General features: G+C 62.0%; 15 protein-coding genes. 5 read left to right on the top strand and 10 right to left on the bottom strand.

The annotated features are described in order from the left end of the window. The 6 genes from WA145_RS12875 to rpoE form a co-directional block, all read right to left on the bottom strand. Nucleotides 1-99 (bottom strand): GTP-binding protein (locus WA145_RS12875; protein WP_422581956.1); only part of this gene is annotated, 99 nt, incomplete at its 3' end. Nucleotides 100-261: 162 nt separating this feature from the next. Continuing rightward, nucleotides 262-1,644, bottom strand: a complete 1,383-nt coding sequence (locus WA145_RS12870) for a DegQ family serine endoprotease (protein WP_422581955.1) — start codon at nt 1,642-1,644, stop codon at nt 262-264. Between the two features lie 82 nt (nt 1,645-1,726). After that, on the bottom strand, nt 1,727-2,182 hold the full coding sequence (locus WA145_RS12865; RefSeq protein WP_422581952.1) for a SoxR reducing system RseC family protein: 456 nt from the start codon (nt 2,180-2,182) through the stop codon (nt 1,727-1,729). Continuing rightward, nucleotides 2,179-3,126, bottom strand: coding sequence for a MucB/RseB C-terminal domain-containing protein (locus WA145_RS12860; protein WP_422581951.1), 948 nt, complete (start codon nt 3,124-3,126; stop codon nt 2,179-2,181). Before WA145_RS12860 ends, WA145_RS12865 begins: the two co-directional genes overlap by 4 nt. A 22-nt stretch (nt 3,127-3,148) precedes the next feature. Beyond that, a complete protein-coding gene (locus WA145_RS12855; protein ID WP_422581950.1) occupies nt 3,149-3,742 on the bottom strand; it encodes a sigma-E factor negative regulatory protein in 594 nt (197 codons plus the stop codon). Between the two features lie 31 nt (nt 3,743-3,773). Further along, nucleotides 3,774-4,355, bottom strand: a complete 582-nt coding sequence (gene rpoE, locus WA145_RS12850; RefSeq protein ID WP_422581949.1) for an RNA polymerase sigma factor RpoE — start codon at nt 4,353-4,355, stop codon at nt 3,774-3,776. A 369-nt stretch (nt 4,356-4,724) separates the two neighbouring features. Between rpoE and nadB the strand changes: the two genes are divergently transcribed. Beyond that, a complete protein-coding gene (gene nadB, locus WA145_RS12845) occupies nt 4,725-6,341 on the top strand; it encodes an L-aspartate oxidase (protein ID WP_422581948.1) in 1,617 nt (538 codons plus the stop codon). Here nadB and WA145_RS12840 read toward each other — a convergent pair. Beyond that, nucleotides 6,310-6,762: a protein YgfX gene (locus WA145_RS12840; RefSeq protein ID WP_422581947.1), complete on the bottom strand. Its 453-nt coding sequence runs from the start codon at nt 6,760-6,762 to the stop codon at nt 6,310-6,312. The genes nadB and WA145_RS12840 overlap by 32 nt on opposite strands. Further along, entirely contained in the window at nt 6,746-7,000 is a 255-nt protein-coding gene (locus WA145_RS12835) for a succinate dehydrogenase assembly factor 2 (protein ID WP_275963009.1), read from the bottom strand. The genes WA145_RS12840 and WA145_RS12835 overlap by 17 nt, the downstream gene beginning before the upstream one ends. 174 nt (nt 7,001-7,174) lie before the next feature. On the opposite strand from WA145_RS12835, the gene WA145_RS12830 reads away from it, so the two are divergent. From WA145_RS12830 to WA145_RS12820, 3 genes are all read left to right on the top strand, one after another. Continuing rightward, entirely contained in the window at nt 7,175-8,116 is a 942-nt protein-coding gene (locus WA145_RS12830; RefSeq protein WP_422581946.1) for a YgfZ/GcvT domain-containing protein, read from the top strand. A gap of 47 nt (nt 8,117-8,163) precedes the next feature. After that, nucleotides 8,164-9,000 (top strand): HDOD domain-containing protein, encoded by an 837-nt coding sequence (locus WA145_RS12825; RefSeq protein WP_422581945.1) that lies wholly within the window; start codon nt 8,164-8,166, stop codon nt 8,998-9,000. Between the two features lie 68 nt (nt 9,001-9,068). Next, nucleotides 9,069-9,830: a substrate-binding periplasmic protein gene (locus WA145_RS12820; RefSeq protein ID WP_422581944.1), complete on the top strand. Its 762-nt coding sequence runs from the start codon at nt 9,069-9,071 to the stop codon at nt 9,828-9,830. Nucleotide 9,831: 1 nt separating this feature from the next. Here the strand turns inward: WA145_RS12820 and WA145_RS12815 are convergent, their stop codons facing one another. Both WA145_RS12815 and WA145_RS12810 read right to left on the bottom strand, forming a co-directional pair. After that, complete coding sequence (locus WA145_RS12815; RefSeq protein ID WP_422581943.1) at nt 9,832-11,247, bottom strand: sensor histidine kinase; 1,416 nt, start codon at nt 11,245-11,247, stop codon at nt 9,832-9,834. After that, on the bottom strand, nt 11,240-11,911 hold the full coding sequence (locus WA145_RS12810; RefSeq protein WP_422581942.1) for a response regulator: 672 nt from the start codon (nt 11,909-11,911) through the stop codon (nt 11,240-11,242). Before WA145_RS12810 ends, WA145_RS12815 begins: the two co-directional genes overlap by 8 nt. A gap of 206 nt (nt 11,912-12,117) precedes the next feature. Between WA145_RS12810 and WA145_RS12805 the strand changes: the two genes are divergently transcribed. Beyond that, on the top strand, nt 12,118-13,389 hold the full coding sequence (locus tag WA145_RS12805) for an OprD family porin (protein WP_422581941.1): 1,272 nt from the start codon (nt 12,118-12,120) through the stop codon (nt 13,387-13,389). The last annotated feature ends 20 nt before the right edge of the window (nt 13,390-13,409 follow it).

Here is a 13,409-nt window from a genome sequence, read left to right as displayed (position 1 = left end):
GCCGCCACACATCTGGATAAACCGGTCGGCCAGGGTCGACTTGCCGTGGTCAATGTGGGCGATGATGGAGAAATTGCGGATATGACTCAAATCACTCACGGATCAACACTCAAAAAGGTCGCAGGCGACTGCCCGCCGAAAATAGCCGCGAAGTGTACCCGAAAGCCACCTTGCACGTCATCAAGGCCGCACGGCAGCACTGTGTCAAAAGACCACATGTAAAAGGGCGACCGAAGTCGCCCTTTTAGCCAGCCAGGGCCGTTAGTCGGCCAGTTTAAAGGTGATAAAGCTGGCGCGCCCCTGACGCAGCACACGCATCGACACCGAACGATTCTTCGGCAACGCCTGCGCCACCTGAGTAAAGGTCTTGGCCGAATCAATCGCCTGATTGTTCAGATGAGTGATCACATCGCCCGGACGCAGGCCGATCAGTGCCGCCGGGCCGTCCTGTACCTCGGAAATCACCACGCCGCCTTTCAGATCAAGGCTCTTCTGCTGCTCGGCAGTCAGCTCAACCACCTTGACGCCCAGGCGGTTACTGCTGCGTTCAACCCCAGGTGCTGCAGCACCCGCCAGGGCTTCACCGTCTTCAGGCAGCGCGCCGATGCTCACTTCCAGCTTCCTGCGCGCACCATCGCGCACCACATCCAGCTCGGCACTGGTACCCGGCTTGAGCGCACCGACCAGATGCGGCAAATCGGCGGACATGATGATCGGTTTACCGTCCAGGCTGAGAATCACATCGCCGACCTGCAAGCCGCCTTTGGCAGCCGGACCTTCCTCTAGCACCTGCGCCACCAGCGCGCCAGCCGGCTTATCCAGGCCAAACGACTCGGCCAGATCCTTGTTCACTTCCTGAATCACCACACCCAGCCAGCCGCGGCTGACCTTGCCTTCCGCCTTGAGCTGATCGGCCACATCCATGGCCACGCTCATCGGAATGGCAAACGACAGCCCCATAAAGCCGCCGGAACGAGTGAAAATCTGCGAATTGATACCAACCACTTCGCCGGCCAGGTTAAACAGCGGACCGCCGGAGTTACCCGGATTGATCGCCACATCAGTCTGAATAAAGGGCACATAGCTCTCATTCGGCAGGCTGCGACCCTTGGCGCTGACGATGCCGGCGGTCACCGAGTGATCGAAGCCGAAGGGCGAACCAATAGCCAGGACCCACTCACCGACTTTAAGGTCTTCCGATTTACCCAGCTTGACGGTTGGCAGGCCAGCCCCCTCAACCTTGAGCAGCGCCACATCGCTGCGTGGATCGGTGCCAATCAGCTTGGCTTCCAGCTCACTGCGGTCCGACAGGCGCACGATGATTTCATCGGCATCGGCAATCACATGGTTATTGGTCAGGACGTAGCCATCAGCGGAAATGATAAAGCCCGAACCCAGCGACTGGGCCTCACGCTGTCGACCACCGCCAGGCGCGCGCGGAACCTGAGGAATATTGCGCTCGAAGAACTCGCGAAACATCGGCGGCATGCCTTCCAGGTCAGGCATGTTGAGCTGACCACTGCCGGCCACCGCACGATCCGGCATCTTCTGCCGCGTACTGATATTGACGACCGCCGGTGACGCCTGCTCAACCAGCTCAGTGAAGTCCGGCAGGCTCGCCTGAGCGAACAGCGCCTGCCCCATCAGCAGCACGGCAAATAACGCGATAAATGAAAATTTCAGACCAGGCTTCGACATACAACTCCCCATCAGGCCAGCAAAAGTCTTAAAACGCTGCTGCGGCACCACCAAGCAACGCACGCAACACCACAGGCTGCAAGGCCGGATCACCGGCCGTAACACGGCTGCGCCAGCGTACCGCGCAGCAGGCAAACAGAAAACCGCACAGTGCACTGAGGATCACCCAAGGCTCGCTCAAGCCCGCCTGCTCAGCCAGCACAGCCGCAGCAAACAGCCCGAGCAACGGCAGCAGATAAACCAGCAGCGAACCGCGCACCAGCAGCTCTTCGCGCACACCGATAATCACCACATCGCCAACACTCAGCTGCAGGTCCGACAGTGCACGGACATAGCCACGTCGGCCACTTGCCCCGAACTGATCAAGCAAACCCTGACCACACCCGGCCTTGACCGAACAACTGGAGCAGGTGCTTTTACGCAGGGTTTCGACCCACACAGCGCCGGGCTCAACAGCCACGACCCGCCCCTGCTCCTCGATCACTGCGCCACCTCGGCCGCCAAGCGCATGGACAAGGCCACTCGCTCAGCCGTACCCAAAGGGATTTCGCCGACCACGGTGACCATGACGTCGCCATCAGCGGTCTTCAACCGGCGTGAAACCGCTACGGTCGGCCCCAGCTGACTGCGCGCATCCTCAACAGCAGCGCCGCGCAGCGGCTCCATAAATACGGAGAAACGCGCCAGACCATCTTCATACACCTGACAGGCAACTGGCTCGTCCGATGCAGGGCTGCGGCGCTGGGTCACCGAGCTCAGGCTAAAGCCTGGCGGCAGCCAGTCCGAACGCCAGGTCTCGACCGCATCAAGCTGGGCGGCAGACAAACGCACCGGACGGCAGCCTGCGCCAGGCTCAAGGTTGGAGGCTGCGGGGGGTTCGGTTTGTAGTTGGGTAAACTGAAAACGCTCAAGCAACTGCCCCTGGTCATTGACCAGCAAGGACTTGAGCGGCAAGCCGGTTTGCTGATCGAGGTGCAGTTCGATGCCATAACGATGCTGATCGCGCGGCACCAGCGCCAATACGCTGGTAGCTCGGCCCGCCACACGGGACTTGCCGAGCACACGCAGTTCATACCACTCACTCAGCTGCTCGGCATTCAGCGCCCGAGCGGGCCACAGCTGGCTGTCGATCAACTGGTCGGCCAATGCACCACTGGCGCATTGCACCTGCCCATCGACGCGCAACACTTCCTGCGCGGAACCGTCCAGTTGCAGCAGACGCTCGCGCAGTACGCCGCCCTCGCCAACTTGATGCCAGATGCTATGCGTCGAAAAACTGCCATTGCGCTCGTAAACAAAGGTGCCCTGAAAACTCTGCGTGCGCTCGGCATCCGCCAACCGCTGCAGCAAGGCACGGCCTTCATCGGCAACTGCCGGCAACGCCAAGCAGCTGCCCAGCAACAGAACGCTTAAGGGAATAAAGCGCATGCAACTCCTCAACAACGGGCCGTTAACGGTTTTCCAGACTGGCTGCGCGCGCGTAAGGCAGCGCACCCTCACTCGTACTCATGGCTGCCTGCTGCGCATGCTGACGCAGATAGGCCGGCAACCGCTGCTCATGCCAGCCTGGCTGACCTTGACCCACGGCGCTGGCCGCTGGAGCAGACTGCTCTTCGGCGCTGTTGAAGCCTGCCAGCATGGCCGGCCCGCTAACCTGAGGAATATTCAGCACCGGCTGACTGGCCTGCTGCGCCAACTGCGCACCGGTGATGTCGTCCTGGTTGTACAGACGCACACCCGCCAGCACCGCCACGGTAACCGATGCGGCAATAGCCAGGCGACCTACGGTGCGCCAAGGGCCGCGCTGCACCTGCTGCGCAACTGGGGCCGCATCGTCAGCCAGGGCGGCGGACACAGCAGCGGCAATATCCAGACGCGGCTCAAGCAGCTCTTTATGCATGACCGCCCGTGCAATCTGGTAACGCGACCAGGTTGCGCGCAGCTCAGGGTCATCACTGGCCGCCAGCACTCGCCTTAATTCAAGTTCATCCGCTTGGTTATCCATCACCGCGGACAGCGATTCCTGCAGGGTTTCACGACTCATGGCGGTTCCTCTCTTGGCTGACGCCGCTGTCTCAGGTTTCCTGCAGCAACGGCTGCAGGGATCGATCAATAGCCTCACGCGCCCGGAAAATTCGCGAACGCACGGTGCCGACTGGGCATTGCATGACGCTGGCAATGTCCTCGTAACTCAGACCGTCAAATTCACGCAAGGTTAGCGCTGTGCGTAAATCTTCCGGCAACTGCTCGATGCTGCGGTGCACGGTGGCCTCGATTTCGTCGCGCAACAGAATGCGCTCCGGCGACTCGATGTCCTTGAGGGCGTGATCGCCGTCATAGAACTCGGCATCCTCGGCACTCACATCACTGTCTGGCGGGCGCCGACCACGCGACACCAGATGGTTCTTCGCCGTGTTGATGGCGATGCGGTACAGCCATGTGTAGAACGCGCTGTCGCCACGAAAATTACCCAACGCCCGGTACGCCTTGACAAAGGCTTCCTGCGCCACATCCTGCGCCTCATGGGTGTCATGCACAAAACGCACGATCAACCCGAGAATCTTGTGCTGATACTTGAGCACCAATAGATCAAATGCACGCTTGTCGCCACGCTGTACGCGCTCAACCAGTTGCTGATCATCTTCCTGGGTTAGCATGAAAACTCCTCATAAGGTTTGAAGGAGCGCAACACCAACCCTTTACTCGGTCTGCCAAAGTAGACTTGGGCATTGCGCAAAAGTTCTCTCCCTCAAACAAGCTTCCTGCAGAGCACTTAAAAGCCCTGCACGGAACAGCGCAGCAAAGGGATTCCCCTGCTGCGCTTGTAGTCTGGATCACCCGCCGGCTAGGCAAAAACCGCAGGCCCGCTGCAAAGCCGCCCGACACAGGCGACTTACCACCTAAACAACCGCCTATGAAACCCGAAACACTTAAAAAGTTCCCGAGCAACGCACTTGGTCATAAGCCGGCTATTGTGCCGCCGCCCCCCTCTATATACTAGAGCCCGCCTTTCGCGGAATTCGGACATGAGCCAACATTACCAACACGACGTTCTGGTTATCGGTAGCGGCGCCGCCGGCCTGACCCTGGCCCTCACACTGCCTGAGCACCTGCGCATTGCCGTACTGAGCAAGGGCAACCTGTCCAACGGCTCGACCTACTGGGCGCAAGGTGGCGTGGCGGCGGTGCTGGATGATACCGACACCATTGAGTCGCATGTCGAGGACACCCTCAATGCCGGCGGTGGCCTGTGCCGCGAGGACGCCGTGCGCTTTACCGTGGAGCACAGCCGCGAAGCCATCCAGTGGCTGATCGACCAGGGCGTACCCTTTACCCGCGACGACCAGACCGCCCGCGAAGACGGCGGCTTCGAATTCCACCTGACCCGCGAAGGCGGCCACAGCCACCGGCGCATCATTCATGCCGCCGACGCCACGGGTGCGGCGATCTTCAATACCTTGCTGGAACAAACCCGCCAGCGCAGCAATATCGAACTGCTGGAGCAGCGCGTGGCCGTCGACCTGATCACCGAGCGCAAACTCGGCCTGGATGGCCAGCGCTGCCTGGGCGCATACGTGCTGGATCGCAGCACGGGCGAAGTCGACACCTTCAGCGCGCGTTTCGTGATTCTCGCCACCGGCGGCGCGGCCAAGGTTTATCTCTACACCAGCAACCCGGACGGTGCCTGTGGCGACGGCATCGCCATGGCCTGGCGCGCCGGCTGCCGGGTCGGCAACCTGGAGTTCAACCAGTTCCACCCGACCTGCCTGTATCACCCCAAAGCCAAGAGCTTTCTGGTCACCGAGGCGCTGCGCGGTGAGGGTGCACTGCTCAAGCTACCCAATGGCGAACGTTTTATGCCGCGCTTCGATGAGCGCGCCGAACTGGCACCACGGGATATCGTGGCCCGCGCCATCGACCATGAGATGAAGCGCCTGGGGATCGACTGCGTGTTCCTCGACATCAGCCATAAACCGGCTGATTTTGTGAAGTCGCACTTCCCCACCGTGTATGAGCGCTGCCTGGACTTCGGCATCGACATCACCCAAGAACCGATACCGGTGGTACCGGCGGCGCATTACACCTGCGGCGGCGTGCTGGTCGACCAGAGCGGTCGCACCGATGTACCGGGCCTGTATGCCATCGGCGAAACCAGCTTCACCGGCCTGCACGGCGCCAACCGCATGGCCAGCAACTCGCTGCTGGAATGCTTTGTCTATGCCCGCTCGGCGGCGGAGAACATCCTCGCTCAGCTGGAACAGATCAGCATGCCAAGCGAACTGCCCAGCTGGGACGCCAGCCAGGTCACCGACTCCGATGAAGACGTGATCATTGCGCACAACTGGGACGAACTGCGGCGCTTTATGTGGGACTACGTCGGCATCGTGCGCACCAACAAGCGCCTGCAGCGTGCCGAGCACCGGGTACGCCTGCTGCTCGATGAAATTCACGAGTTCTATAGCAACTACAAGGTCAGCCGCGACCTGATCGAGCTGCGCAACCTGGCTCAGGTCGCCGAGCTGATGATCCGCTCGGCCATGCTGCGCCACGAAAGCCGTGGCCTGCACTACACCCTGGACTACCCGCAGCAGTTGGCCGAGGCCAAGGACACTATTCTGCTACCGCCCACCTATGGCGACTGAATTTAAGCCGCACCCGTAGGCGTCGGTGCTGATCCCGCGCCAGGCTGTCGCGGGCGATGCACAGCGAGCGCACACGACGCTGCCCGGCCAGACGAAAGCGCAACAGCACGATCAGCGGTAAAGCCAGGCTATCGGGGTGCAACTCGATGGCCTGCCAGCCCTGCGCCGCACTGTGCACCTGCCAACCCTCGGCCGTGCAGCGCAGCGCTCGGTAGGCCTGCGGCGAACTGAGCCGCAAATGTCGCGGTAGCACCCAGGCGGCATGGGCGAGACAGAAGCCAATCCCGAGCAAAAGCACCCACAGCGCAATATCCACCCGCGCCAGGCTAAGCAGCGCTAATCCCTGGATCAGGGCATAGCAGACCAGTAGCTGCCGTGAAGGCTGCCACCGGCATTCGAAGGCGTCACTGCGGCTGGACACGGTCCAGAATCATCCGCACCATACGCTTGAGATCGGCATCTTCCGGCTCGCCCCGCTGCATAAACCAGCCGAACATGTCCTGATCCTCACATTCGAGCAGCTTGCGATAGCGCTCGCGGTCCGCCTCATCGAGGTGCGGGTACACCTCCCTGACGAACGGCACCAGCAGCACATCCAGCTCCAGCATGCCGCGGCGGCTGTGCCAAAAAAGCCGATTGAGTTCAACCGAGTCAACCATGGGTATGCTCCTTGGATAAGGCGTGCAGTATACCGATGAAAAGCGTCCCTGTTGACCGCGCGCATCAGCCGACCAGGCAATGCCCTCAAGCGAAGCAGCGGCAAGCGCTGACAAGGCACGAGGCGCGCTCTATGATGAGCCCCCTAACTTTTAGCCAGCGATACCTAATCCACCATGGCCGATACCGCGTTTTTCTGCACCCTCAGCCACGAAGGCATCCTTGCCGTGCGCGGCCCGGACGCCAACAAATTTCTCCAGGGCCAGGTCACCTGCAACCTCAACTACCTGAGCGACAGCCACTCCAGCCTGGGCGCGCGCTGCACCCCCAAGGGCCGCATGCAGTCGAGCTTTCGCATCGTCAGCGTTGCTGACGGCTACCTGCTGGCCATGGCCAGCGAGCTGCTGGAAGCACAGCTGACTGACTTGAAGAAATACGCCGTCTTCAGCAAATCCAAACTCACCGACGAAAGCCAGGACTGGCTGCGTATCGGCCTGAGCGGCGGCGATGCGGCCCTGCACAGCCTCGGTCTGCAACTCGCAGAAGCCGCTGACAGCGCCGCGCGCCGCGATGAACTGTTGGCCGTGCGCCTAAGCGATGGCCGCGCCGAACTCTGGCTGCCGGCCACCCAGGCCGACGCGGTAAAAGCTCAGCTGGCCGCACAATTACCTGAAGCATCGCTCAACGACTGGCTACTGGCGCAAGTGCGCGCCGGTATCGGCCAGGTCATGGGCAGCACCCGCGAGCTGTTTATTCCGCAGATGCTCAACCTGCAGGCCGTAGGCGGCGTGAGCTTCAAAAAAGGCTGCTACACCGGCCAGGAAATCGTCGCGCGCATGCAGTACCTGGGCAAACTCAAACGCCGCCTGTATCGCCTGGAGCTGCATGACAGCCAGGTGCCAGAGCCTGCCACGGCGCTGTTTTCGCCCACGCATGCCTCCAGCGTCGGCGAGGTGGTGCTGGCCGCGCGCAGCCCGGCCGGCGTCGAACTGCTTGCCGTCTTGCAGGACGATGCTGCGCTCAATGGCGTTATTCACCTGGGCTCTGCCGCAGGCAGCACGCTGAGCGTGCTCGATTTGCCATATACACTGGATTCAGACCGCGAAATCCAGCGCTAAGCCCTTACTCCATTTATTATTGCCTGACCGCCTAAAGAGAATTGTCCATGAGCAAGCTTGCCGAGAAAGTCCAAAAGGAACTGATCCAGGCCATCGACGGAGACGAACTGGTACTGCCAACCCTGCCGGAAGTCGCGCTAAAAGTCCGCGAAGCGGCAGAGAACCCGGACATTGGCATCGCACAACTGAGTAAGGTGATCGGCAACGATGCGGCCCTTACCGCGCGCATCATCAAGGTGGTGAACAGCCCACTGCTGCGCACCAATAAGGAAATCACCGACCTGCAAATGGCCGTAAGCCGCCTCGGCATCAACTACACCTGCAACCTGGCCACGGGCCTGGCGATGGAGCAGATGTTCCAGGCCACCAGCGACGTGGTCGACCGCAAAATGCGCGAAGTGTGGAACAAAAGCACGGAAATCGCCGGCATCTGCCACGTTCTGTGCAAACACTACACGCGCTTGCTGCCTGATCAGGCCACCCTTGCCGGCCTGGTGCACCAGATCGGTGTGCTGCCGATCCTCACCTACGCCGAAGAGCACAGCGAACTGCTGGCCGACTCGATCAGCCTCAACCATGTGATCGAGCAGATCCACCCGATCATCGGCGACAAGATTCTGCGCACCTGGGAGTTCCCCGAGCTGATTGCCATGGTGCCCGGCCAGTACCTGGACTTCAGCCGCGACAGCGCCAAGGTCGATTATGTCGATATCGTCCAGGTCGCCACCCTGCAGAGCTACCTGGGCAGCGAACACCCTTACACCCAGCTGGACTGGAGCCAGATTCCGGCGTTCCGTAAGCTGGGCCTGGACCCGAGCCAGAACCTGAACGAAGACGAAGACCTCTCCGCCGCCATGGAAGCAGCCATGAGCATGCTCCAATAACGCCCCTCACGCGCATGCAGCCGAATGCAACTAGACTGAACGCAGTCCCCGCAATCGGCATACGGCTCATGCGCACCCTGCTGTTATCTGTCCTGTTCAGCCTGTTCTGCGCTGGTTTCGCTGTAGCCGACTCAGTGCGCCTGACCAACGGCGAATGGCCGCCGTATCTGGGCGATCAGCTGCCGCACAAGGGCGTCGCCTCGCGCATCGTCGCCGAAGCCTTTGCCCTGCAGGGGGTTGATGTGGCCTGGGAGTTCCACCCCTGGGCACGTTCGCTGCAACTGGCCGAGCGCGGCCAACGCGACGGCAGCGCGGTCTGGTTGCGCAGCCGCGAACGTGAGGAAAAGTTCTTTATCAGCGACCCGGTGGTGGAAAGCGGTTACTACCTGTTCCACCGCAAGAGCTACAGCTTTGATTGGCAGCAGGTCGCCGACTTGCAAGGCCGGCGCCTGGCCGGCACCCGTGGCTATGACTACGGTGAGGCTTTTCAGCAAGCCGAAGCCAGCGGGCAACTGCGGGTCAATCGGGTGACCAGCGATGAAACCGCGTTTCGCCAACTGCTTGCCGGTCGTGTCGATCTGTTCCCGATGGACAAGGTGGTCGGCTTCGACATGCTGCATCAGCACTTCAGCGCCGCCGAGCGTGCGCAACTGAGCTTTCACCCCAAGCCCCTGCGCAGTGACAGCCTGCACCTGCTGCTCTCGCGGAAAGTCCCCGGCAATGCCGAGCTGATCGCCCGCTTCAACCAGGGCCTGGCGCAACTGCGTGAAAGCGGCAAGGTTGCCCAATACCTATTGGAAATCCAGCAACCGCTTAGCCTGGCGCCCTGATTCAAGCCTGCGCGCTGGCAAACGCGACACGCACCAGCAAACCCTGCGGCTGCGCCTGATGCAGGCTGATCTCGGCCTGATGGGCGCGGCAGATCTCACCGACAATCGCCAAGCCCAAGCCCGCCCCCGAGCCCTTGTTGCTGCGCCGATAGAAGCGCGCAAACACCCGCTCATATTCTTCTGGCGGAATCCCCGGGCCGTCGTCCTCAACCTCCAGCACCCCGGCCGACAAGACCCGCAGAATCACATTGCCGCCGGCTGCGGTGTGCGCCAGGGCGTTATCCAGCAGGTTGCACAGCAGCTCGTTGAGTAGCGTCGGCTCACCGCTGACCCACACCGGCTGCTCGGCCTCCAGCGCCAGGGCGATGCCCCGTGCATGGGCCAGCGGCGCCAGCGCCATCCCCAGTTCGCGCGCCAGTTGACTGAGGTCAAGTCGCTGCGCACCGCCCTCGGCAATCGCCCGCGCGCCGCTTTCGATACGCGCCAGCGAAAGCAATTGATTGGCCAGATGGGTGAGTTTGTCGGTGTTCTGCGCCGCTTCTTCCAGGGTGCTGCGCCAGGTTGCCGGTTCCTGCGCGCGCAGGCCTAGTTCGACCCGCGCCTTGAGCGCCGCCAGGGGCGTGCGCAGCTCATGGGAGGCATCGGCAATAAATTGCGACTGACGTTCGAACAGGTTGTGCAGGCGGTCATTGAACTGGTTCAGCGCATCGATCAGTGGGCGCAGCTCACGCGGCATGCCGACAGCCGACAGCGGCTGCAGATCCTCGCTGGTACGCGCCGCCACGCTGCGGCGCAAGGCCTCCAGCGGGCGCAGCGCAGCGCTTACCGCCAGCCACACCAGCAGCAAGGCACTCAGTGACAGCACGCCCATGCGCACTAAGGTGCCAAGCAATAACTCACGAGCCATGCGTTCACGCGCACCCTGGGTTTCCGCCACGCGAATTTCCGCCACGCCATTGACCCCTGGCTCGCTGACCGGCTGCAGTAGGCTGACCACCCGCACGCCCTGGTTGCGGTATTCGCCATCGTAGAAATGCGCCAGCGCCGGGTAATCCTCGGTGCGCTTGGTGCCGGGCGGTGGCGGCGGCAGGTCTTCGTAGCCGGACACCAGTGCGCCCTGCACATCCAGCACCTGGTAGTAGATGCGCCCGGCACTGTCGTAGGCGAAGGTATCCAGCGCCACATAGGGCACGTTGGCATTCAGCCGTTCGGCGGTGGCGTACAACCCGTCGGCAATCGCCCGCGCCGAGGCCAGCAGGGTGCGGTCATAGGCAGTATCGGCAGCCTGCCGAGCGCTCCAGTAGGCGCTCAGGCTGCTAACCAGCAGAATCAACGCTAGCAGCAGCGCCAGGCGGCGCAGCAGCCGCCCGCGCAGGCTGCCCGGCTCGGGTGTTGCGGGCTGCCGATAATCAGTCACCCACAGCCTCCAAGAGATAACCCAAACCACGGAAAGTGACGATACGCACTCCGCCACCTTCGAGTTTTTTGCGCAGACGGTGCACGTAGATTTCGATGGCGTCGCTGCTGGCCTCCTCATCCAGGCCGAACACCTGGGCGGCCAATTGCTCCTTGCTCATCACCCGCCCAGGCCGGGCAATCATTGCCTCCAGCACCGCCTGTTCGCGGGAGGTCAGGGTCAGCAGGGCATCGGCCAGGGTGAAGCGCCGGGTATCCAGGTCATACAGCAAATTGCCGCAACGCTGCTGGCGTTCGCCGCCGAGCACGGTACGGCGTAGCAATGCCTTGACCCGCGCCTCCAGCTCGCTCAGTTCGAAGGGTTTGGCCAGGTAATCATCGGCGCCCAGATTGAGGCCATGTACGCGGTCCTTGACCTCGCCACGGGCAGTGAGCATCAGCACCGGCAGGGTCTTGCCGCGCTCACGCAGGCGCGCCAACACCTGAAAACCGTCCAGGCGCGGCAGGCCGATATCGAGAATCGCCAGGGCGTAATCCTCGCTGGCCAGGGCCAGATCGGCGGCGACGCCGTCATGCAGCACGTCCACGGTAAGCCCGCTGCCACGCAGGGCCTGGGCCACGCTTTCAGCCAGGGGCAGATGGTCCTCGACCAGCAGGATTCGCACGGTAATTGCACTCCATGAATTTGTTGTTATGCGCCCAGTGTAACGGCGCAAAAGCCAATGCGAGCGCACCGGCCATTTTCTTTCAAGCTGAAAGCCTGGTGAAAGCTTGACCCCCTAGCATCGGTTTCAGGTGGCTCGATCCACCGATCTGAACGACTGACGCAGTGGTGCGCAGCCGTGACAAAAACAACAATGGAGACCACAGGATGCCGACTGCATCTCATCGGGCACTTGCGCCTGTACACCTGCTTAGCCTGGCCATCAGCATGGCCCTGCTCGCCCCCGCTGCCCACGCCGACTTTGTCGCCGACAGCACGGCCAGCCTGACCACGACCAATATCTACCTCAATCGTGATTTCCGCGAAGGTACAAGCAGCCAGCAGAACAAGCGTGAAGAGTGGGGCCAGGGCTTCTGGCTCGACGTCCAGTCCGGCTACAGCGAAGGCACCGTGGGTTTCGGCCTCGATGCCCTGGGCCTGGTTGGGGTCAAGCTGGATTCCGGCGGCGGCCGCACCGGTACCGACCTGCTCCCCGTACAAGACGATGGCGGCACTCCGGATCAGTTCGGCCGCCTGGGCCTGACCGCCAAGGTCAAGCTCGCCAATACCGAGCTGCGCTACGGCTCGCACATCCCCGAACTGCCCGTGGTCAAGGCCAGCGACAGCCGGCTGCTACCGCAGGTGTTCGAAGGCGGCCTGCTGACCTCCAGCGAACTCGACGGCCTGAGCTTTATCGGCGGACGCCTGGACAAGGTGATCGACCGCGCTTCGACCAACTCCGAAGAGTTGATCCTCAACAGCAAGAACCGCCGCTTCGCCGCCGGCATCACCGCTGATCATCTGGACCTGATGGGCCTGGATTACAGCTTCAACAAGCAGCTCAAAGGCCGCTACTACTTCGCCGACCTCGACGATATCTACCGTCAGCACTTCTTCGGCCTGCTCGCCAGCCAGCCGCTGGGCAGCGGCACCCTCAGCGCCGATGTACGGATGATGCTGAGCAAGGACAGCGGCGCATCCAATGCCGGCAAGATCGACAACCGTGCGTTCAACGCCATGCTCAGCTACGCCATCGACGGCCACAAACTGGGCCTGGGCTTGCAGGACATGAGCGGCGACACCGGTTACGCCTATATCGATGGCAGCGACCCGTTCCTGGTCAACTTCGTGCAGATCAACGACTTCGCCAACGCCGACGAGCGTTCCTGGCAGGCCCGTTACGACTATGACTTCGCCAAGCTCGGCGTTCCCGGCCTGAGCTTTATGACCCGCTATATCAAAGGCAGCGACGCGCAAATCGCTGGCACTGATGACAGCGGCGGTGAGTGGGAGCGCGATATCGAGGTCAAGTACGTGGTGCAAAGCGGCCCGCTGAAAGATGTCTACGTGCGCCTGCGCAACGCCAGCTTCCATTCCGACTTCGCCCGCGATGCGGACGAGAACCGCGTGATCGTCGGCTATACCCTGCCGATCTGGTAAACAATAAGAACTCAGAGGAA

The sequence above is a fragment of the Pseudomonas sp. genome (genome assembly GCF_049301935.1).
GTDB lineage: Bacteria > Pseudomonadota > Gammaproteobacteria > Pseudomonadales > Pseudomonadaceae > Aquipseudomonas.
This window is presented reverse-complemented; position numbering and strand designations above follow the sequence as displayed.

Excerpts from the sequence above, each read along its gene's own strand:
- WA145_RS12870 (WP_422581955.1), bottom strand. The coding sequence starts at position 1,644 with ATGGGGCAGGCGCTGTTCGCTCAGGCGAGCCTGCCGGACTTCACTGAG.
- WA145_RS12860 (WP_422581951.1), bottom strand. The coding sequence starts at position 3,126 with ATGCGCTTTATTCCCTTAAGCGTTCTGTTGCTGGGCAGCTGCTTGGCG.
- WA145_RS12855 (WP_422581950.1), bottom strand. The coding sequence starts at position 3,742 with ATGAGTCGTGAAACCCTGCAGGAATCGCTGTCCGCGGTGATGGATAAC.
- rpoE (WP_422581949.1), bottom strand. The coding sequence starts at position 4,355 with ATGCTAACCCAGGAAGATGATCAGCAACTGGTTGAGCGCGTACAGCGT.
- nadB (WP_422581948.1), top strand. The coding sequence starts at position 4,725 with ATGAGCCAACATTACCAACACGACGTTCTGGTTATCGGTAGCGGCGCC.
- WA145_RS12835 (WP_275963009.1), bottom strand. The coding sequence starts at position 7,000 with ATGGTTGACTCGGTTGAACTCAATCGGCTTTTTTGGCACAGCCGCCGC.
- WA145_RS12830 (WP_422581946.1), top strand. The coding sequence starts at position 7,175 with ATGGCCGATACCGCGTTTTTCTGCACCCTCAGCCACGAAGGCATCCTT.
- WA145_RS12825 (WP_422581945.1), top strand. The coding sequence starts at position 8,164 with ATGAGCAAGCTTGCCGAGAAAGTCCAAAAGGAACTGATCCAGGCCATC.
- WA145_RS12820 (WP_422581944.1), top strand. The coding sequence starts at position 9,069 with ATGCGCACCCTGCTGTTATCTGTCCTGTTCAGCCTGTTCTGCGCTGGT.
- WA145_RS12805 (WP_422581941.1), top strand. The coding sequence starts at position 12,118 with ATGCCGACTGCATCTCATCGGGCACTTGCGCCTGTACACCTGCTTAGC.